We start from the raw sequence: 21,471 nt of genomic DNA on the forward strand, positions 1-21,471 counted from the left end.
CAATTAGGTTGGTTACAAATTGCAAAGTGTAATAAATAATTATTAAAACCTCTCTGAAATTTACGGCAGTAGAAAGTTGATTATGGTATCAGAAAGAAAGAAAATATCAATTTATACAATTAATTCGTAGTTGTTAATATCTATTTTTGAGTTTTGACTTTAAACTACAAACTATATCGAGGTTAACCGCTGTCGGTAATTTGAGGGGTTTAGACAATGACTACTCGTTCGCATTCTCAAGTCCAAAGAAACTCAGAAACCTCTCAAAAGTTGGTTTCTGATGGACTGCTGCAACGTTCTGGGCAGCAGACGGAGAGAGTCAACGAGCAAGAAGATTTACAAAGCTTTAGAGAATCTCAAACTTCCCAGGAGTCTGGTGTTAGCTGGGATTTTAGCTCTGTACCAGTACGTCATACTTCTTTACCAAAAATTCAGCCTAAGTTGAATATCGGGCAACCGGGAGATAAATACGAGCGAGAAGCTGATAGGGTAGCAGAGCAGGTAATGCAGATGCCGCATCCGCTTCCCGAAAGAAGGATAAACCCCTCTCCCCTTGTGCCTGCTCGTTTTCTATCATTAAATTCCGATTCTGAAGAACAGTTGCAACGGCAGGAAATAGAAAAAGACAAGGAAGACGACGAAGAAAAAATTTTACAAGCAAAACCAAATAAATCAAAGACACCCAGAGTTGCACCAAATTTAGAAAATCATCTTAATGCCAGTAGGGGAAGCGGACAACCTTTGCCTGAGTCTACCCGTGTTTTCATGGAAGATAGATTTGGGACTGATTTTAGTGGCGTGCGGGTGCATACTGATTCAAATGCCGTACAGATGAATCGGGAGTTAACAGCGCAAGCTTTTACTCGTGGCAATCATATTTATTTTGGTGCGGGTAAGTCTCCTGGTAATAATGAGTTGATGGCGCATGAGTTGACGCATACTATTCAGCAGACTGGTGGACAGATACAGCCTAAATTAATTGATAAAGCTACAAAAACAATAAATAAAATCAATCATAAGCCCGATTTAAACCTTCAGATGAAGGAAGTACCGGGATATGAGATAAATACACAGATAAAGCAAGAATTAGCAGCAAACAATACTGTTAATCGAGTCGCACCCCTAGAAACTGCCCCGAAGCAAGAAATAAATACAACATCTGTTACTTCCGAAGAGAAACAAGAAGAAAATCAAGAAGCAGCACCTCTAGAAGCTGAGAATCAAGAAATTACTGCAACAGCTACTGAAACAGCAGAGGAAGAAACTGCTCCTACTTCCCCAGAATCAGATCCAGATTTTCAAGCGGTAGTTGCTAAGGCTAAAAGTGTTGCAAGTAAAGAGAAAAAACACGCCCCAGCGAGTACGAAAGCCAAACAAGCCCAAGATGCAGCCGAAAGCCCTGCAAGTGAAATAGAAAGCAAAGCCCAAGCGAATCAAGTGGGTGAAATGGAACAAGCTCCCACCCCTGGTTTTAATGCTGCTGCTTTCAAAACTAAATTAATGGAGCGCATCAAGGAAGCGGCTCCTAAAAATCTTGAAGAAGCGGATAATTTTAAAAATAATCATAAATTGGCTGGTGTTAAAAGCCAGATGCAAAATACAGTCGAGCAAGAGCAAACTGCATCTCAAACACCATTAACAGAGAAAGCGCAACAAACGCCAGATACCAGCATTATCAAACCAAAATCAGTAACTCCCCTAGCTTCTAACGAAGCGGGAGCAGCAACAAAAAATATTGGCGCTCAAAAAGCTGTTCCCAAAGCCAAAAAACAAAGTCAAGTTGAAGCACCGCTACAAGAAAATAGCCAAAAACTTGAGCAACAAATGGCTGAAGCTAATGTTACTGAAGAACAATTAGCTAAATCTAATCAACCACAATTTAAAACCGCTTTAGAAGCCAAAACACAAGCTCAAACCAATGCCCAACTTGCACCCCAAGAATATCGCCAATTTGAGCAAAACCAGCTAACCCAAGCCCAAGGAGAAGCCACAGCCACAGCAGGAGAAAAACTGCAAGGAATGCATAGCGATCGCACTCAATTATTATCTGGGGTACTACAGCAGCAAGTTGAAGCTAAAGGTAAAGATGAGCAAGCACGAGCTAAGGTTGCTGGAGATATTCAAGGAATTTATCAGCAAACTAAAACCAAAGTTGAGCAAATTCTCAACGGTTTAGATAATAAAGTAGATACAGAATTTGAAACTGGTGCCAATCAAGCCAAAAAAGCCTTCGAGGATTACGTAGATGAAAAAATGAAGGCTTACAAAGATGAGCGCTATAGTGGTGAATTAGGTTGGATTCGCTGGGGTAAGGATAAACTACTGGGTATGCCTTCAGAAGTTAATGTTTTTTACCAAGAAGGACGACAATTTTACCTACAAAAAATGGATGTTGCCATTGATAAAATTGTCAACATTATTGGTAGCGGCTTAATCGATGCTAAGTCAGAAATCACCAAAGGTAGGCAGCAAATTAAAGAATATGTAGCTCAATTACCCGAAAATCTGAAAAAAGTAGGGCAACAAGCTGCTACAGATATTCAAAGTCAATTCAACGAGTTAGAACAAAGCGTTGAGGGCAAACAAGATGAGTTAATTAATAACCTCGCGCAAAAATATAACGAAAACCTGCAAGTAATTGATTCGGGCATCAAAGAACTCAAAGCTGCTAACCAAGGTTTAGTCGATCAAGCAACCAATGCCATAACCGGAGTCATCAGCACTATCAAGAACCTCAAAGAGATGCTGCTGAATGTCTTGAAAAAAGGCGCTAGTGTAATTACTAACATAATTGCAGACCCCATCGGTTTTTTAGGTAACTTAATTAGTGGTATTAAACAAGGCTTTGAAAACTTTGTCGCTAACATTGGCAAACACCTACAAGCCGGTTTGATTGGCTGGCTGACGGGAGCCTTAGGACCAATAGGTATTCAAATACCCGACGATGTCTTTAGCTTACCGGGAATATTTAGTTTAGTAACACAAGTATTAGATTTAACGTTTAATAACATCCGTAGAAAAGCAGTCAAAATGTTTGGCGAGCCAGTAGTAGCTGGTATGGAAAAGAGCGTCGAAATTTTTCAAATATTGCGATCGCAAGGTGCAATGGGGCTATGGGAACAGGTTAAGGAAGACTTCAGCGATTTAAAAGAAACAGTTATCAGCGAAATCAAGAACATGGTAATTACTCAGGTGATAACCGCCGGGGTGAAGTGGATTCTGAGTTTCTTAAATCCAGCATCAGCATTTATCAAAGCCGCAATGGCAATTTATGACATTATCAGGTTCTTCGTCAATCGTGGTAAACAAGTATTGGAATTGGTAAATGCGGTTGTCGATGCAGTAGTGAAAATTGCTTCTGGTGCTGTTAGTGGTGCAGCTAAGTTGGTTGAAAATGCTTTGGCGAAAGCTGTACCTGTGGTGATTGGTTTCTTGGCTTCTTTGTTGGGAATTAGTGGTTTGGCGAAGAAGGTTGAGAAGATTGTTGGTAAGATTCGGGAGAGGATTGATAAGGCGATTGATAAGGTGCTTTTGAAAGCTGAGGGGTTGTTTAAAGGGGAGAAAGGTAAGAAGAATAAGAAAGCTAATAAAGAAAAGAGTAATCAGGAAAAAGATGAGCGTTCTCCAGAGGAAAAAGAGCATGATTTAAAGGCTGCTCAGAAAGCCTTAAAAGAAATTATTTCAAAATCTATGAGTATCGCTCAAGTAGAAAAGGCTTTTCCAGCTATAAAAAATAAATTTAGATTGAAGAAGCTTGAGTGGGAAAAATTAGGTACTCCATCCGCTGCTATTATGATGGAAATCAATCCAAAGGCAACTATTGATCTTAACCAACAAGGACCCTTAAAACTGAATGAAGGAGATACAACCCACAGCAATAGACTAGGACTTAGTCAAGATATTACTTTTGAAGGCGGTACTATTGCAGGTTTTCCAGTTGGACGAAAGATGACTGCTACTAAATTAGGTCCTAATCATCCACAAGGAGGAGGTCCTCAAAGCAGTGCACTAGCAAAAATTATGGAAAAATTACCAACAGATCCTAAAAAGGGTAATGATGAAAAATACGTCAAAGGTCATCTCTTAAATGATAATCTTGGTGGACCAGGAGAAAACAGAAACTTATACCCCATTACTGCTGGTGCAAATAAAAAACATGTAGACCACGTCGAATCTTACGTTAAAAAGTGGGTCAATACGGAGGGGTACTGGGTTTATTACAAAGTTGAAGTTGACCAAAAACAGATCAATCTTTCTCAAGGTAAAGTTACGGCTGATTTAATTTGTGAAGCTAATAAGCTGGATGCAAATGGTAAGAGGACATCTGAGGATGCACTGAAAAAAACTATTCACTCTGAATTAAATAGCCAAAGCGGGGTTGACGAATATAAAGCTGAGTTTGATAGTACAGCCCACCAGAGTAGAACAGATCCAGGATTTGATAAGGACAAAGTAGAATTGTCAAAAACCAAGGAAGATTCAAGTTTTCCTCAAGGATTAAAGAATAATATAAAAATAGTAATTTTAGAAAATAATAAAATAATAAAAAAAATGCTTGTTGATAAAGAAACAATCAATGAGGCAATCAAAAATATTGAGCGTAAGACATTCAGACGGAAGATATTAAACGATCTTGATTTTAACTATGAAAAGTATAGTGAAAACCAAAGTAGGCTTAGTGCATGGAACAGAGCTATTAATGATTTAAATCAAGACTCAAATAAAATAGTGGAGTTTTTCAACGCCTATAATTATCAGCTAAACAATTATATAGCTGAAATAGAGAAGTTTGGAGATAATTTTTACTGGCAGGATAATAAGAATAAGACAAAAAAAGATATTCTAGAAATTGCTAAAAACCCTAAAAATACAGAAATAGGAATTAAACTTGCTCAACAGAGATTAAAACAAACAAAAAAGGTCCGCTATATGTAAATTTTTTATGATAGATCGTAGCCCGTATCTTGGGATTAGGAACATAACCCAACCCTAATAAAACGACTTGAGAAACCAACCCTCAACATCACCATATATTAACTATCATTACAAATTTAGATAAAACCTAAAAAAAACTTCAATTTTAACAGCTAAACGCTATTATTATACATACGGCTAATAACTTAATAGTTAAAAAATTAACTCCACCGATATTAAAAATTAAAAAATATATCGGATTTGGCCCAATTTTATACTCCAAATAAGTTGGTTGAGTAGCAAAAAAATTCCGCATAATTACTTATTCATACAAGCATAAAGGATATCAGTTGATATGACTGCCTATCCCCCATATCCACGACTGCTAAAAGGTTCTATTGTCGTTCTAAATTCATCTGGAACCATAGTCTCAGACATAATTCCCTTTCAATACAACCCAGAATCTCTGAGTCGTACCTTGCAGGTACAGGCAACGAGCAATGAAGGTGGCGAACGTATGGAAGCCTTACGATTGGAAGGGGCACCAGTAGAAACTTTCAAGCTGGATATAGAAATTGATGCCACCGATGGGTTGGAAAAAGGTCAGGTGTCCGCCGTTACTTTGGGTATATATCCACAATTATCGGCACTGGAAACCTTGATTTATCCAACTAGCGGGCAGGTTAAGAAAAATATGCGGCTAGCTGATAAGGGAAGCTTAGAAATTGTACCGATGGAAGCACCAATGACTCTCCTGGTATGGGGAGTTCAGCGTTTGCTGCCCGTGCGGATAACAGATTTCAGTATTACCGAAGAAGCTTACGATATCAACCTTAATCCCATACGTGCCAAAGTTTCACTTGGTTTGCGAGTCCTCAGCTATAACGATTTACCTTGGAAGAAACGTGGATCTCAGCTGTTTATGGCGCATCATAAATTCAAAGAAGGCATGGCAAGGCTAAATAGCATTACAAATCTTACAAGTTAAGGCTTAATGTAAATGCTCGATTTAGGTAGTTAGGAGTTAGGAGTTAGGAGTTAGGAGTTAGGAGTAATGAGTAATGAGTTTTAAATCCTCAATGCCCCATGCCCAATCCCCCATGCCCAATCCCCAATCCCCAATGCCCCATTTTTATGTTTGAACCAACAAGCCGCTATTACAACTTAGAAACTGCTCAAATTACTACTACTGATGGTCGTAGAATTGCTTATAAGCGCCGTCGCTTTTTACCCCAGGGTAGAGATATGCCAATTGCGGAAGAGGTGATTGTTAAAGATGAGGACAGATTGGATTTGATTACTTTTGCAACTTTGGGAGACTCAGAACAGTTTTGGCAGATTTGCGATGCTAATAATGCAATGAATCCTCCTGAGCTAATTGCAGAACCCGGTAGAATGTTGCGGGTTCCGATTCCTGAAGTTTAACGACGAACGTTAAATAATTAATGTTGATGGGCACATTATTGTTTGTAGTTGCGCTTCAGCGCCTTCGGATAAAGGAATATGACGGGTTCGTTTCTCTTCAAATCTAGGGAGACGTAACAGTGAATGGGACAAACCACTAGTAACTCGCGGATTATTAGGAAAATATTATGGCAAAAGGGATTAATCTGACGCTGAAAATTGGTTCTAATAATCCTCAGCCTGCTTCCAGGGAGTTGATGGAGGCTCTTGATAGTGTAGAAGTTACTCACAATGATACGGGACGTTCTGGGTTTCAGATTGTTTTTGCGGTGGGGCGCTCTGGTGCTAAAGACCAAAAAGATTACAAATTACTACGGAATTCTTTACTAAAACCTTTTAATCGGGTAATTCTAATTGTGTCTTTTAATGCCAAACCCAAGATTCTCTTGGATGGGATTATTACCAATCAGCAGTTAGCAGCTAGCAACGAACCTCGGGGTTCTACCCTAACTGTTACTGGTGAAGATGTCAGCGTAATGATGGATTTGGAGGAAAAATCGGCGGAACATCCCCAACAAGATGAGGCAACTATTTCTAGAATGCTGATTTCTAAGTATTCTAAATACGGTATGGTTGCTAAAGTCGTTAAACCGTCTTTAAAAGAACGTCCCACAAAGAATGAAAGAGTACCCGTACAGCAAGGTACAGACTTGGAATATATCAAGCAGCTAGCAGAACGGTTTGCTTATGTTTTCTATGTCGAACCTGGTCCAGTTTCTACTAAAAATACCGCTTATTGGGGACCGCCGCGACAAGGGACTAAAGTTCAAAGGGCGCTAACTGTAAATATGGGTTCTTTTACCAATGTTGATTCTCTTAACTTTCAAAACAACGCTCTGGCAGCAACTACGGTAGCCGGTAAAGTTCAAGATCGGAAAAATAACCGCATTCAAAAAGTGCAGGATAAAAGTAGCGATCGCCCTTCTTTAGCTCAAAAATCGGCTGTAAAATCTCAAACTAAAGTGAGGGTGAAACAGTTCCGGGAGACTGGACGCAGTACGGCTCAGGCTATTTCTCGCGCCCAAGCTATGATTGACCGCTCTGTAGATGATGTAGTTACTGTGACTGGGGAATTAGACAGCGTTCGCTACGGGGGACTTTTGGAAATCAGGGGAAAGGTAGGGTTACGGGGTGCGGGCTACAGCTACGACGGTTTGTATTATGTCAAAAGCGTCACTCATAAAATCCGCAAAGGCGAATACAAGCAAAGTTTTACAATTACTCGCGAAGGAACGGGAACAACAGTGCGAGGAGTGAAAGTATGAAGGAATTTTGGGGGAAGTATCGCGGTAAAGTTACCGGTAGCAAAGACCCCTTACATTTAGGCAGGGTGCAGATAGAGGTTCCGGCAGTGTTGGGAGAAGGGCGCAAAAGTTGGGCTATGCCCTGTACGCCTTATGCAGGTAAGGATATTGGTTGGTTTACTGTTCCACCTGTAGGAACAAATATTTGGGTTGAATTTGAAGGAGGAGACCCCGATTATCCGATTTGGTCTGGTTGTTTCTGGAATGAAAACGAACTGCCAAAAAATGCCCAGGTGGATGAACCAGATAAAGTACAGGTATTTAAGACTGATGGCGTTACTGTTACGATTAGTAATTTAGGCAGTAATAAAGGCTTAACCATTGAAGTTGATAAACCCGTAGTCAAGCGCAAGCTGAAAATGGTTTTTAATGCCGATGGGATTGAAATTAATAATAAAGATGAGACAGTAGTTAAATTAACCGCAGATATTATTGAATCAAATAATCAGGAAAATTCTACTATTACTGTTACTAAAGATAATATTCAACTTAAAGAAAATTCTGTCGAAATCAAGCTGACATCTAATAGCATCGATTTAATTGATAATCCCTCAACTATAAAATTAACTACATCGGGAATTGAATTAGCCAATAATCCAGCCAAAGTAAAAATCGCACCGGCAGCGATTGAACTCAGCGACACTCCCGCAACCACAAAAGTTGCTCCTTCCGGAATCGAAATGAGCATGGGTGCAGCTAGCGTTAAACTTTCCCCCGTCAGCGTCAATGTTAACAACGGAGCCTTGGAGGTGATTTAATGCCCGGTTTTTTATTAAATGTCGGTTCCGTCGTTTTTTGCGCCCACGGCGGACAAGCAAAACCAACCGTACCCAACCCTCGGGTTAAAGTCATGGGACAACCAGTAACCACCTTCGGACCTCCTTATATGGTTGCTGGTTGTGCCAATCCACCACCACCGGTAAATGTGGGACCTTGTATAGTTTGTAATTGGATTACTGCTTCTTTACGAGTAAAGGTAATGGGAATGCCCGTATTGTTGCAGGATAGTAAGTCTGTTTGCGTGCCTACTGGAACCCCAGCTAATGTGGTATTTACGCAGCTACGAGTTAAGGCGATGTGAAAGGAATTGGGAATGGGTAATTGGTAATTGGTAATTGGTAATTGGTAATGGGTAATGGGTAATTGGTAATTGGTACTCCTAATAACTAACCACTAACCACTAACCACTAACAACTAATAACTAACAACTAACCACTAACTTCTAAAATGCAGCAGATTAATTATCCATTTTTGATTGATAATCGCGGTAGGATAGCGTCTCCGGATTATAACCAGCATATTCGGCAGATGATTGAGCAGGTGTTGTTTACTTTTCCTGGTGAGAGAGTGAATCGTCCAGATTTTGGCACTGGTTTACAACAGTTGATTTTCGATCCTAATGGTGGTGAATTAGCTGCTGCAACTCAGTTTTTGGTGCAGGGTGCTTTGGAGCAATGGTTGGGAGATTTAATTGAGTTAGAAGCGGTAGAGGTGGAAAATCAAGATTCTAAGTTAACGGTGACTATTCAGTATATTGTGAAGCGTACTCAAGAACAGCGATTGGAAGAATTTTCTCGTGAAATTTGATAAGTACTAGAAAAACCTCTGCGCCCCTCTGCGCTTAACTTTGCACTCCTCTGCGTTCATCAAAATTTCAGTTGGGTGCAATACAGACTCAACCTCACCCCCTTCCCCTCTCCTTATTAAGAAGAGGGGGGAGGTTCAACCGAAATTCGCTATAACCAACCACTAACAACTAACAACCAACTCTTATGAGTACCCAATACTTATGCAAAAACCAACTAAGACGGGCTAAAGTCCTCAGTAAAAATATATTAAACGGAATTGATTATTTAGAGGTTGGAGCAGATAGGAAAACACTGCTTGTATATTTTTTACATAATCTTCCGGGTGTTGCTCAAGAAGATTCGGTACCTGCAAATTCCAATGCTTTAACGGCAGACAATATTTTAATTACTGGTGGCATAAGGGTTCGTAGTATTGTTGTTGAGTCTGTAACTTCGTTTGAGAATCTTTTGACTGTAAGGGTGAGTGGTAATAGTGATTTTTCTACTTATACTCTAAAGTTAGTTGATTCTGATGGTATAACTGCTCCTAAAGGTTTTGATTCTCAACTTTCTCAGGTAGATTTTTCTTTCTGGGTTGAGGATAGAAGCGAGTTTGACTGTAAAACTCCGGATGCGCCAACGGAGAAACAACCACCTCCACCTTTTATTGATTATCTTGCTAAGGATTACGCTAGCTTTCGCCGTTTGATGCTGGATAGGCTGGCAGTTACCGTACCGGATTGGCAAGAGCGCAATCCCTCGGATATTGGTATTTTGCTTGTAGAAATTTTAGCTTACGGGGCAGATCATCTCAGCTATTATCAAGATGCTGTGGCGACGGAGGCTTATTTAGGTACGGCTCGCAAACGGGTTTCGGTGCGTCGTCATGCGCGAATGTTGGACTATTTTATGCATGATGGTTGTAATGCTCGTGCTTGGGTTGTACTAGAGGTAGAATCTAAATCTCAGGCTGATGGGTGTATTTTGCAGGCAGCCGTTAACAGCCTGAAACTACAAGAAAATAAAATCAAGACTCGTTTTTTAACAAAAATCAATTTAGCTAAAATTCAAGGGGAAAAAGATGATATTGGCGTGCGGATTAAGCCGGAAAAATACGAAGAATTATTAAATCAACAGCCGCAAGTCTTTGAACCGCTTCACGATATTACTTTATATGCTGAACTTAACAAGATTAATTTTTATACCTGGGATAACGAACAATGTCGATTACCCAAGGGAGCAACTAAAGCAACTTTAGATTTTTGCGATAAGCCACAACTTTGCAAACAGCTTGAAGGTAGGGTGCTAATTTTTGAAGAAGTTAAAAATCCTCAAAATGGAGATTGCTTTGATTTCGATCTGACTCATCGTCATGCGGTACGGTTAACCAAGGTGACAGAAACTACAGACGCTCTTAACGATGATAGAAAATTATTGCTGGTGGAATGGGCGGTTGAAGATGCCTTACCCTTTGATTTATGGATTTCTAATTTAGATAGTAAAGGGGCGCAAATTGAAAATATTAGTATAGTTCGCGGTAATGTGGTTTTAGTGGATCGCGGTCAAACTGTAGAAGGTGATGATGCAGATTTGGGTACTGTTCCCCAACAGGGTAAGTACCGTCCTTTATTGCAATTTGGTCCTTTGACTCAACAAGGATACGTCCGGGATAATCGCGATTTATGGGTAACTTTTAACCCTGAAGCTTCTGCAACATCGGCAATGAATTGGGAAATGCGCGATGTGAAACCGAGTATTTCTATATGGGAACTAGGAAAACGACAAATTCCCTGGTTTTCTCAGCAAGATTTACTTAATAGCGATAGATTTTCACGAGAATTTGTTGTAGAAACCGAAGACGATGGACGTACCTACCTGCGTTTCGGGGATAACCAGTTAGGAAAAAGACCGACACCGGGAACCAGCTTTCAGGCAATTTACAGAATTGGCAATGGTAAATTAGGTAACGTTGGTGCCGATACTATCAGCCATGTAGTTACCGATATTGATGGTATTACCAAGGTATACAATCCCTTACCAGCCCAAGGCGGTACCGAACCAGAGGCTATTGAAAAAGCCCGTTTGGATGCACCCCAAGCATTTCGTACCCAGCAACGCGCCGTCACTGCATCCGACTACGCTAACGTTGCACAACTTTACAAGGGTGTTAAGAAAGCAATAGCTAACCGCCGCTGGACGGGAAGTTGGTATACCATTTTTATAACTGTAGACCGAGAACAAGGGCTACCAGTAAATGAGGATGAAACTTTCAAGGATAATTTGCGTAATTTCTTGGAAAGCTTTCGTCTCGCCGCACACGATTTAGAAATTGAAGGTCCCCGCTATATTCCTTTAGATATAGCGATGACGGTGCATTTATTACCCGATTATTTCCGTAGCAGCGTCAAAACAGCGCTTTTAGAAACTTTCAGTACTTCGGTATTATCCAACGGTAAATTAGGCTTCTTCCATCCTGATAATTTTACCTTTGGGCAACCAGTATATCTGAGTCAGGTTGTAACTACAGCCATGCAAATACCCGGAGTCAGTTCCGTTGAGTTAACAAAATTTCAACGCTGGCAACAACCATCCAATCGGGAATTAGAAAACGGTCAAATTCCCTTTGATAGATTGGAAATAGCCCGTGTTGACAACAATCCTAACGCCCCCGAAAACGGACAAATTGTATTCAATATGAAAGGAGGAAGGTGAGCAGTGAACAGTGAGCAGTGAGCAGTTAATACCATAAGTGGGAATTAGGTATTGGGGATAGAAAGTTAGGAGTTAAAAGTTATAGAATTTTGGATTTTAAATTGAGAGTGAGTAGTGAGTAGCAAGTAAATAATTACCAATTACCAATTACCCATTACCAATTACCATGACTAATTCAGATTCACCAAAACCAATTTACAACAGACCTGGATTGCCAGCTATAGTTTACCGCGTTGGTGACTATAATTCTTTTCGGCAGCGTTTGATATCGCAACTATCTAGCCAAATAGTACAAAGCGATACTCCATCGACACGCAGACCTCTGACAAGACTGACAACTCGTTCCAATGAAGATCCGGCGATCGCGCTTCTTGATGCTTGGGCTGTAGTTGCCGATGTGCTGACGTTTTACCAAGAGCGGATTGCTAATGAAGGTTATATACGCACTGCGACAGAACGATTTTCGGTGTTGCAGTTGGCGCGTACTATTGGCTACGAGCTAAGTCCGGGTGTAGCTGCTAGTACTTATCTGGCATTTACTGTGGATGATGCTATTGAAAGCGTTACTCAAGCCATTGTTCCCCAGGGAACTCCGGTGATGAGTATTCCAACGACAGATGATGAAGTACCCCAAACTTTTGAAACTAGTGCCGAAATTCTGACGCATCTCGACTGGAATAGTATCCAGCCTAGGTTAAGTAAACCGCAGGTAATTGCTGAAAATATTAATCAAATTTATTTAGAAGGAACTAGTACCCAACTGCAACCGGGAGATTGGGTTTTATTAGTTGGCAATCAAGAACAAGATATTGAAACTTATTTACTTAATCTGACTGCTGTAGAATTATCGGCAGATAATAATTACACGTTAATTAGTTGGGAGAAACAATTACCGCAGGCTATTAAAAGTAGACTTCGCAATCCTGAAATTTTCGCTTTCCGCAATTCGGCATCGTTATTTGGTAAAAATGCTCCCAATTGGGAAGATATGCCTGATGAAATTAAAAAGGCTGCTGGTGGTACGTTAGCTGGGGGTGTTTTTTGTAGCGAGGATAATGGCAGTAATTGGATTTCTGTAAATGATAATTTAGCAAATACAGATATTCTTTGTCTCGCTGCATCTAGTAAAAACTTGTTTGCGGGTACTCCAGATAGGGGAATATTTCGCTGGCAGGATGGTAAAAATTGGGAAGCAGTTAATGCTGGTTTGACTAACTTAAATATTCAAGCGCTTTATATTCAACCTGGGAAAGGATATATATTTGTTGGTACTCCGGGAGGTGGTGTTTTCCGCTCTAAGGATAATGGTGATAATTGGGTTCCGATTCATACGGGAAACGTGCAGGTACAAGGTAAAGGGGATAATAATTGGCAGTCTGTAAATACAGCTATTCCTAATACCGTTGTGCGTTCGTTATTAACTTATTCAACCACAACAAATTCAGGTACGGGGACAATTGAAAGTGAAGGTAATAATGTCAGCGGTGAGGGTACAGAATTTACTAGAGAATTTAATGTTGATGATACCATCACAGTAGGGAATGAAAGTAGAAGAATAACTGAGATTAATTCCGATGTTTCTTTACAAGTAGATAGTCCTTTTATTAGTAATTTAGCTTCTGGTACCTCTTTTACTACTCCTAACCGAGAAATAAATTATATATTTGCTGGAACTGATAGTGGTGTTTATCGCTCTCAAGATGCAGGTAAAAATTGGATACCACAAGGTTTATTGGATGGATTATCTGATAGAGTAATTCGTGCTTTGACTAATGATGAAAGCGATATTTTTGCTGGCACTGATAATGGTATTTATCGTAGTAGTGATTATGGAAAAAACTGGCAGTCAAAAAGGTTGGAAGACGCAGATAATGTCTTTTCATTAATTAATTATCAACTAGGAGACAAAACTTATCTTTTTGCTGGCACGGATAATGGTGTTTATCGTTCTGAAGATGAAGGAGAAACTTGGACAACTTTTAACAATGACTTACCAGAAAATATCACAGTTTATGCTCTAGATAGCGATGATACAAATTTATTCGCCGCTACTAATGAAGGTATATTTACTTCTACAAATAACGGCGACTCTTGGCAAGAAATTAATCAAGGTTTAACTAAAACTAATATTACTTCTTTAGCTGTTAATCATAAAATATTTGCCGGTGCTTTATTTTCAGGGTTTAAAGAAACAGAGTGGTTGGATTTTGAAGTTACGCAACCGGAAATTGATTTAAATACCATTTATCCCAAAATTTTAGAAAATAGCTGGATTGTTTTATTAAATGAAAATCTGTTTCAAGCTGTTCGAGTAAACAAGGTATCTACTGATTCTGTTAGTAAATTCAATTTAACATCGGAAGTTACGCAAATTGCTTTTAATAATTCTGTTGATTTAAGCGGTTTTGGTAGACGGAATACTCAAGTATTAATTCAAAGCGAATCTTTAGCTTTAGCGCCGGAAGTTTTAACGGTGAGGATGCAGCAGGAGAATATTTTTCTTGACCCCATAAATAAAGATAAAATTTATCTGAGTAAATTTATTCCGGATTTGCAGTCAGATAAAACTTTGATTGTCAGCGGTAAGCATATCCGAGCTATCGCTGAAGATATTGGCGGCTTTTTTGTCTGGAATGCTGATGAAAATAAATGGCAGCGCCATAATCAAGGTTTAACTAGTACCAATATTCAAGCTTTAGCTGTTGATGAAACAGAAAATGAATATCAATATTATATCGGCACCAGTCAAGGTGTTTTTCGTTATTTAGATAAAAATCAAACTAATAATCCAATTTGGGAACCTTTAAAAAATCAAGGTTTATCAGATACTGATATACAAGCACTTTGTATTCCCCAGACTAAAGAACTTTTTGCGGGTACTCCCAGCGGAATTTTTTACTATTCCGATAGCGGATGGGAAGCAAGGAATCAAGGATTGGTACATAAAAATGTGCAAACCTTGGTAAGTTATCAGGAAGGTGAAACTATTTCGATTTTCGCTGGAACTTTTGACGGTGGGGTTTTTGTTTCTCGGAATAACGGTGAGAGTTGGAATTCTACTGGTTTAACTAATGCCGATGTGCAAACTTTGGTTGTTAACACAGAAACTGGTGAATTATTTGCTGGCACTTTTCAAAAAGGTATTTTCCATTCTGATAATCAAGGTAATAGTTGGCAGCAGTTAACAAATATTGAAAGAGGTACGGGTACGATTTCCAGCGATAATATTACGGTTAAAGGTGCAGGGTTGAATTCCCAACAGTTGCAGGTAGGGGATATTATTAATGCTGGGGGACAAACTCGGACTATTGTATCTATTAATAATGAAACCCAAATTATTACAGTTGATACCGCTTTTCGTCCCGATTTAGCCGAAAGAACTGCTTTTACGATTAATACGGGTTTAACTAATCTCAATATCACTTCGCTGTTGATTCTACCTCAAGAGCAAGAAACAATTTTGTTTGCTGGTACCGGTGGTAGCGGTGTTTTTCGTTCCCAAGATAACGGTAAAAGATGGCAGCAGGTTAATACAAATCTCCAAGATTTAGAAATTCGTACTTTAGTAAAGAATTCTAGCAATGAAATATTTTTAGGTACTGCTAGTAAGGGAATTTTTCATTCCGTTGATAATGGCGATTCTTGGCAAGCAATTAACGATAATTTAACCAATACCGATATCAAGGCGATCGCTATTTCTTCTAACGATAATAAAGACAATATAATTGCTGGCGGCAATGGAATTTTAATTTCACAAGATGGTTTTTATACTGTTCCTTTAAATAAGAGCGATTTGCTTTGGGTGATATCGCCGCCAGTAAAAGAAAAATATCTTAAATGGTTGGTGAGAGATATCAATGGTTTTGTAGGCAATATTGAAACCATCACCGATAAAGAACTTTTCTTACAGCCTGCCACGGAAGAAGATGGTATTGTCAGTGAAGTTTGTACTATCAAAAAACCACCCACAGAGCAGCAAAATCCCGTCATAGTCTTAAAAAAACCTTTAAAATACGCTTACGATCCAGAAACAGTGACGATTTACGCTAACGTAGTAATGGCTACCCACGGTGAAACCGTTGTTGAAGTTATGGGAAACGGTGACGGTACTATACCCAATCAAAGCTTTATCCTCAAACAGCCGCCGCTTACATATGTACCTGCACCTACAGCCAGCGGTGCTAAAAGTACTTTGGAGGTGAGAGTTAACGATGTACTTTGGGAAGAGGTTGATACTTTATATGAAAAAGATACTCATCTCCAAGGTTATATTATCCGTTTAACTGACGATAATACTCCGGTAATTACCTTTGGAGATGGTGAAAATGGCGCTCGTTTGCCTACTGGGGAAGAAAATGTTAGCGCTACATATCGCAGCGGTATCGGTTTAGAGGGGCAAGTTGCTCCCGAAAGTCTGACTCAACTAAAAGATAAACCTTTGGGTATTCTTGAGGTGATAAATCCTTTATCTGCTTCTGGTGCTGCACCTCCGGAAAGTCGAGATGAAGCCAGAGAGAAAGCACCATCCCAAGTGCGTACTTTGGATAGAATTGTTTCTATACAAGATTTTGAAGACTTTTCTCGCGCTTTTGCGGGTATCGGTAAAGCTCAAGCTGTTCCTTTATGGAATGGGCAAAGTCAATTAGTACATATTACTGTCGCTGCTGCGGATGGTTCCCAGGTAGATACAGATAGTAATCTTTATCAACAATTAGTTGCAGCAATTGATAATAATCGCGACCCCATTCAGTTTGTAGAGGTGGATTCCTACGAGCTGCAATTGTTTAACGTTGAAGCAAAATTGCAGTTTAATCCCCGCTATCAGCAAGAATTACTAATTGAAAATGTGACTGCATCTTTAAAGGCTAAATTTACCTTTAGCAATCGCAACTTTGGGCAAGATGTCACGGCTGCGGAGGTAATTGCTACCATTCAACAAATTGAGGGAATAGTAGCTGTGGATTTGGATGCTTTATATAAATTAGGTAGTAGTAAAGGCTTGCAGCAATCTTTGAAAGCTGATTTAGCTCGCTGGGATGAAGAAAATGATATTGCTAAACCAGCCCAGTTGTTATTGATAAATCCTCAAGATATTAAATTAACTACGATATGAACAAATATAGCGAATTTCAGTTGAGCAGAATAGACTATTACCTCACCCAGCCCTCCGGGCACCCCTCTCCTTATAAAGGAGAAGGGAAAAGTCAAGAGAATCGCTGTATTGTACCCAACAGAAAACTGCGATATAAATCAAGCTTAAATTCTCCTCTAAGACACACCTCTCCTTAACAAGGAGAGGGGAAGGGGTGAGGTTTTTCATGTTGACTACCTACCGATATTATGAACCAGCATTCATCAGTAGAAAGATTGTATAATTTACTTCCAGCTATTTACCGGATTCGAGACGAAGCTCAAGGGCAGCCGTTGAGAGCGTTGTTGGCGATCGCTGCTCGGGAAATGCAAGTTTTGGAGGATGACATAGACAATCTCTATGAAAACTGGTTTATTGAAACTTGCGATGAATGGGTAGTACCTTATATTGGCGACCTTTTAGACGCTCAGGAATTATACGCACAAAATAGTATTAATTATGGTCAGCAGCAGCGACGAGCTTATGTTGCTAACACCATTGCTTATAGAAGACGTAAGGGTACTGCTCCTGTATTAGAGCAGTTAACGCGAGATGTTACCGATTGGCGAGCAAGAGCGGTAGAATTTTTTCAGCGTTTGGCTACTACTCAGAATTTAAACCATCTACGCCCTAATAATACGACAGTTAATTTAAATCAGTCTGGGCAACCGGAATTTTTGGGTACTCCCTTCGAGCAACAGGTTTCCTACAGTATCAATATTGGTGATGCCTTAGAAGGTAGGGGATTTCACAATATACCCAATATTGGTTTATATATTTGGCGGTTGCAAAGCTATCCAATGGAGAAAGCTACGGCAAGGATGGTTGAAGGTGGTGAAGTTGATGGGCGTTATTATTTTAGTTGTCTTGGTTTAGAAGACTTTCCTTTATTTAACCAGCCGCAAACTGAAACGGATATTTTGCATCTAGCTGAAGAAATAAATGTTCCAGCAAAGTTGCGTATTCCACCTTTGAAGAAGGAGATAGAGAATTTATTAAATAAAAAAGAATCCAGCAATAATATTGGTTATTTTGATGCGACTCCGGTATTAGAAGTTTTTGTCGATGGGGAAGAATCATCAATTCCTCCGAAAGAAATTTTGATTGCTCCATTGAAGGTAGAGGATAATAATGATTGGATGTCGGTAAAATGGAATGATTTTGATTCTAATATAAGGGTAGCAATCGATCCAGAATCCGGAAGATTGGCTTTTCCTCCTTCGCAGTTACCTAGTGAAGTGGAGGTGAGTTATTTTTACGGTTTTAGTGGGGATATTGGTGGTGGCTCTTACCAAAGAAATTTATCGCAGGAAAGTTGTGTTTGGGAAAGGGAGATTTACCAAGAAAGTTTGGGTAGGGTAATTCAGAATTGGAATGCTTCTGTAGAAGTTTGGAAGTGTTTGCAGCAGGGTAATGGTGTTGCACTTGGGGAAATTTTTGTTGGTGATTCTGTTTCTTTGCAAGATTATGGATTAAATAACCGCAGGGAAGCAGAGGGAAGAGATGATGAGAAGTTGCAGGTTATTGTGTCTGATGATGGCGTGATAACTGTTAAAGCTGGGATGGTTAGGGATGAAAATGACAATCCTATTTGTTTGGAAAATGATTGTCAATTGGATGTGAGCGCTTTTGCTGGAGAATCTTTAATTTTATTTATTACTCATCAACCTGGTTTGGGTTTACCAGATTTACGTGTGGTTAATCATGGTGCCGGGGATGGGTGGTTATGTTTGGGTGTTGCTTTAAAGGAAGTTTTTGAGAAAACGGAGTCGGTAATTTCGATTCCGGATAATAAAACTTATTTTGGCGATTTAACTATTGTGATTCCGGCAGATAAAACTTTGAAATTTATGGCTGCCGATGGTTTTCGTCCCCATTTATTAGGTAATTTGTACGTACAGGGGATAACTCCTTTTGGTAATAATACTAAAAATATTAACAATCCCGGTGAGTTTATTTTAGAAGGTTTATTAATAGAAGGAAAGCTGACGGTATTACCGGGAAGCTTGAGAAGTTTGCATATAAATCACTGTACTTTAGTTCCAAAAGAAGGCGGGTTGAGGGTTGCAACTTGGGAAGTTGTAGAAGATGATGATAACAACGAAATCTCAGATGATAGTTGGACATTAATTGCGATCGCTATCTATTTTATTAATGCAATTCGCAGTTTAATCGGGAAGGGTACGCCAGGTAAAAGTTTTAATATATTGCTGAAAATAGCGATTAAGCAAGCACAATTGGTATTTTCCCAGTTTCGCGAGTTGATTCAATGGCGATGTGTGGATGAATATCCCGTTGCCGATGGTTGTTTGCAACCGGGTATGAAAGATAGTCTGAATTATCAATTGGATAATTCGCGATTAACTATCAGCATCTATCGGAGTATTTGCGGTGCCCTACATTTAGCTGAAACTGTTCCCACTTTGTTGATAGAAGAAAGCATTATTGATAATAATTTGGGTGCAGATACAACTGCCGATATAGAAAAATTAGTTGCCATTGATGCTTCAGGTACTGCTGTAGAGCAGTTGCAATCAAGTACTGTTTTTGGCACAACTAAAGTACGTAGCTTAGAAGCCAGCGATAGCATTTTTACTGGTAGAGTCACAACTTTACGCAAGCAAATCGGCTGTATGCGTTTCTGTTATCTTCCCGATGGCTCCCAAACTCCCCGCCGTTATTTATGTCAGCCGGATAAAGCTTTAGCTGAAGAGTTTGATATTAGTAAATTACCATCTGCTATTACTTGTTTAACAATAAATAAAATTGATTCTTCTCATCATCAATTAATTTCCGGTACTTCTGGTAAGGGTTTATTTTCTTATCAAATTAATCAAGATAATCAAAATCAATGGCAGCCGATAAATAAAGGTTTAGATAATTTCAATATCACGACTTTATTTTATCAGGAACAAGAAATCTATGCTGGCACAATTGGCGGTGATGTTTTCCGCAGTCAAGATAATGGTAATTCCTGGGAAAGTATTAATCACAAAGAAGAAATAGAACCCAAAAAAGCAACGGGTACAATTTCTAGCGCTGGAAGAATCGTAAAAGGAAATAAAACTAATTTTATCCAAGAATTGAAAATTGGCGATATTATTACCGCTAACGGACAAAAAAGAATTGTCACTCAAATTGATTCCAATTATTTCTTCTGTGTTAATACTCCCTTCGAGCCAAGTTTAGATAATGTTGGATTTAGCATAAGTAATTTAATTTTAAACACAGATATTACCGCTTTCGCAGTGCATGAATCAACTATCTTTGCTGCAACTGCTAGAGGTGGTGTTTTTGGGTTCTTAAAAGAACCAGATAAACCAGAAGAACCAGAAAAATGGACTGCCGTCAATGTTGGCATCACAAATCTTAATGTCACATCATTAATAGCGGGTGAAGATGGTTATATCTATGCAGGAACTTATGGAGGTATTTTTCGTACTCGCGATCCCGGTGAAGGGTGGTTGGCTATCAGTTTTGGTTTAGAAAACTTGGAAATTACAGCTTTAACAATAGATGTCACCAGACAGTTATTCGCCGGTACATCAGGGGGAGGAGTATTTCGTTTTGATGAATACAGTAATATTTGGACTGCGGTAAATGATGGTTTAAGCAATTCTTATATTACAGTTATGGCGGCAAGCGGTCAAAGGTGTGATGGTACTGTAAGCAGCGAGGGTAATAAATTAAATGGAGAAAACACCAATTTTACAGCGGATTTTCTTGGTAGAAGTATAACCGCAACCGGACAAACTCGCACCGTAACAAAAGTTGTATCTACCACAGAAATTATCGTTGACGAATCATTTTGTCCCGAATTACCAGCAGAAACAATTTATTCCTACGAGAAATTTTTAGTAGTAGGAACAGTTGGTGGGAGTATTTTTTATTCTGTTAATAGTGGAGAAACTTGGCAACAGGTTAACGCTGGTTTGAGCGATACGGATGTCAGCGATTTGGTTATTATTCCCTCAGTTGAGGAAGCAGGGAGCAGGGAGCAGGGAGCAGGGGGAGAAGAAAGAAATAATAGCGATCGCGCTATTTTTGTGGGGACAACTGCGGGTAATATCCTCTGCTTATCCGACGATATGCAAACATGGAAATCGCTTAATAGCGGCTTGGTAAATGTCGAAGATAAGCTGCGGGTTTTATCAAAAATACAGCCTAGATTTACTTCTAAACAATATGGCAACCCTGCCTACGCTCAACTAAGTCAAAATTGCGCTGTAGAAATTCGTACCGGTGCAGAAGACGGTTCCGAAATGGGAGTATTTAGTTATTTAAAGCAACCGCAACGTCAAGCAAATTTAGAAGCTAGTCTAAAAGAGTACTTGCGATTCGGTTTGAAAGTAGGCATTTTTTACGAGACATAAAGGAG

General features: G+C 39.4%; 10 protein-coding genes. All 10 read left to right on the top strand.

Features of this window, described 5'->3' with window-relative positions:
• The first annotated feature begins 216 nt into the window (after window positions 1-216).
• The 10 genes from RIV7116_RS36580 to RIV7116_RS25175 all read left to right on the top strand — a co-directional run bounded on the left by RIV7116_RS36580 (window position 217) and on the right by RIV7116_RS25175 (window position 21,466).
• Window positions 217-4,935 (top strand): DUF4157 domain-containing protein, encoded by a 4,719-nt coding sequence (locus RIV7116_RS36580; protein ID WP_015121142.1) that lies wholly within the window; start codon window positions 217-219, stop codon window positions 4,933-4,935.
• Between the two features lie 334 nt (window positions 4,936-5,269).
• On the top strand, window positions 5,270-5,902 hold the full coding sequence (locus RIV7116_RS25135; RefSeq protein ID WP_015121143.1) for a hypothetical protein: 633 nt from the start codon (window positions 5,270-5,272) through the stop codon (window positions 5,900-5,902).
• A gap of 146 nt (window positions 5,903-6,048) precedes the next feature.
• Complete coding sequence (locus tag RIV7116_RS25140; RefSeq protein WP_044292323.1) at window positions 6,049-6,339, top strand: hypothetical protein; 291 nt, start codon at window positions 6,049-6,051, stop codon at window positions 6,337-6,339.
• Between the two features lie 167 nt (window positions 6,340-6,506).
• A complete protein-coding gene (locus RIV7116_RS25145; RefSeq protein WP_015121145.1) occupies window positions 6,507-7,643 on the top strand; it encodes a phage late control D family protein in 1,137 nt (378 codons plus the stop codon).
• Window positions 7,640-8,440, top strand: a complete 801-nt coding sequence (locus tag RIV7116_RS25150; RefSeq protein WP_015121146.1) for a phage baseplate assembly protein V — start codon at window positions 7,640-7,642, stop codon at window positions 8,438-8,440. Before RIV7116_RS25145 ends, RIV7116_RS25150 begins: the two co-directional genes overlap by 4 nt.
• A complete protein-coding gene (locus RIV7116_RS25155; protein ID WP_015121147.1) occupies window positions 8,440-8,763 on the top strand; it encodes a hypothetical protein in 324 nt (107 codons plus the stop codon). Before RIV7116_RS25150 ends, RIV7116_RS25155 begins: the two co-directional genes overlap by 1 nt.
• 146 nt (window positions 8,764-8,909) lie before the next feature.
• Window positions 8,910-9,269: a GPW/gp25 family protein gene (locus tag RIV7116_RS25160; protein WP_015121148.1), complete on the top strand. Its 360-nt coding sequence runs from the start codon at window positions 8,910-8,912 to the stop codon at window positions 9,267-9,269.
• A 185-nt stretch (window positions 9,270-9,454) separates the two neighbouring features.
• Window positions 9,455-11,962: a putative baseplate assembly protein gene (locus RIV7116_RS25165; protein WP_015121149.1), complete on the top strand. Its 2,508-nt coding sequence runs from the start codon at window positions 9,455-9,457 to the stop codon at window positions 11,960-11,962.
• A gap of 166 nt (window positions 11,963-12,128) precedes the next feature.
• Complete coding sequence (locus RIV7116_RS25170) at window positions 12,129-17,075, top strand: putative baseplate assembly protein (RefSeq protein WP_015121150.1); 4,947 nt, start codon at window positions 12,129-12,131, stop codon at window positions 17,073-17,075.
• A gap of 227 nt (window positions 17,076-17,302) precedes the next feature.
• Complete coding sequence (locus tag RIV7116_RS25175; protein WP_015121151.1) at window positions 17,303-21,466, top strand: hypothetical protein; 4,164 nt, start codon at window positions 17,303-17,305, stop codon at window positions 21,464-21,466.
• Window positions 21,467-21,471: the final 5 nt, after the last annotated feature.

This window comes from Rivularia sp. PCC 7116 (assembly GCF_000316665.1).
Lineage (GTDB): Bacteria > Cyanobacteriota > Cyanobacteriia > Cyanobacteriales > Nostocaceae > Rivularia.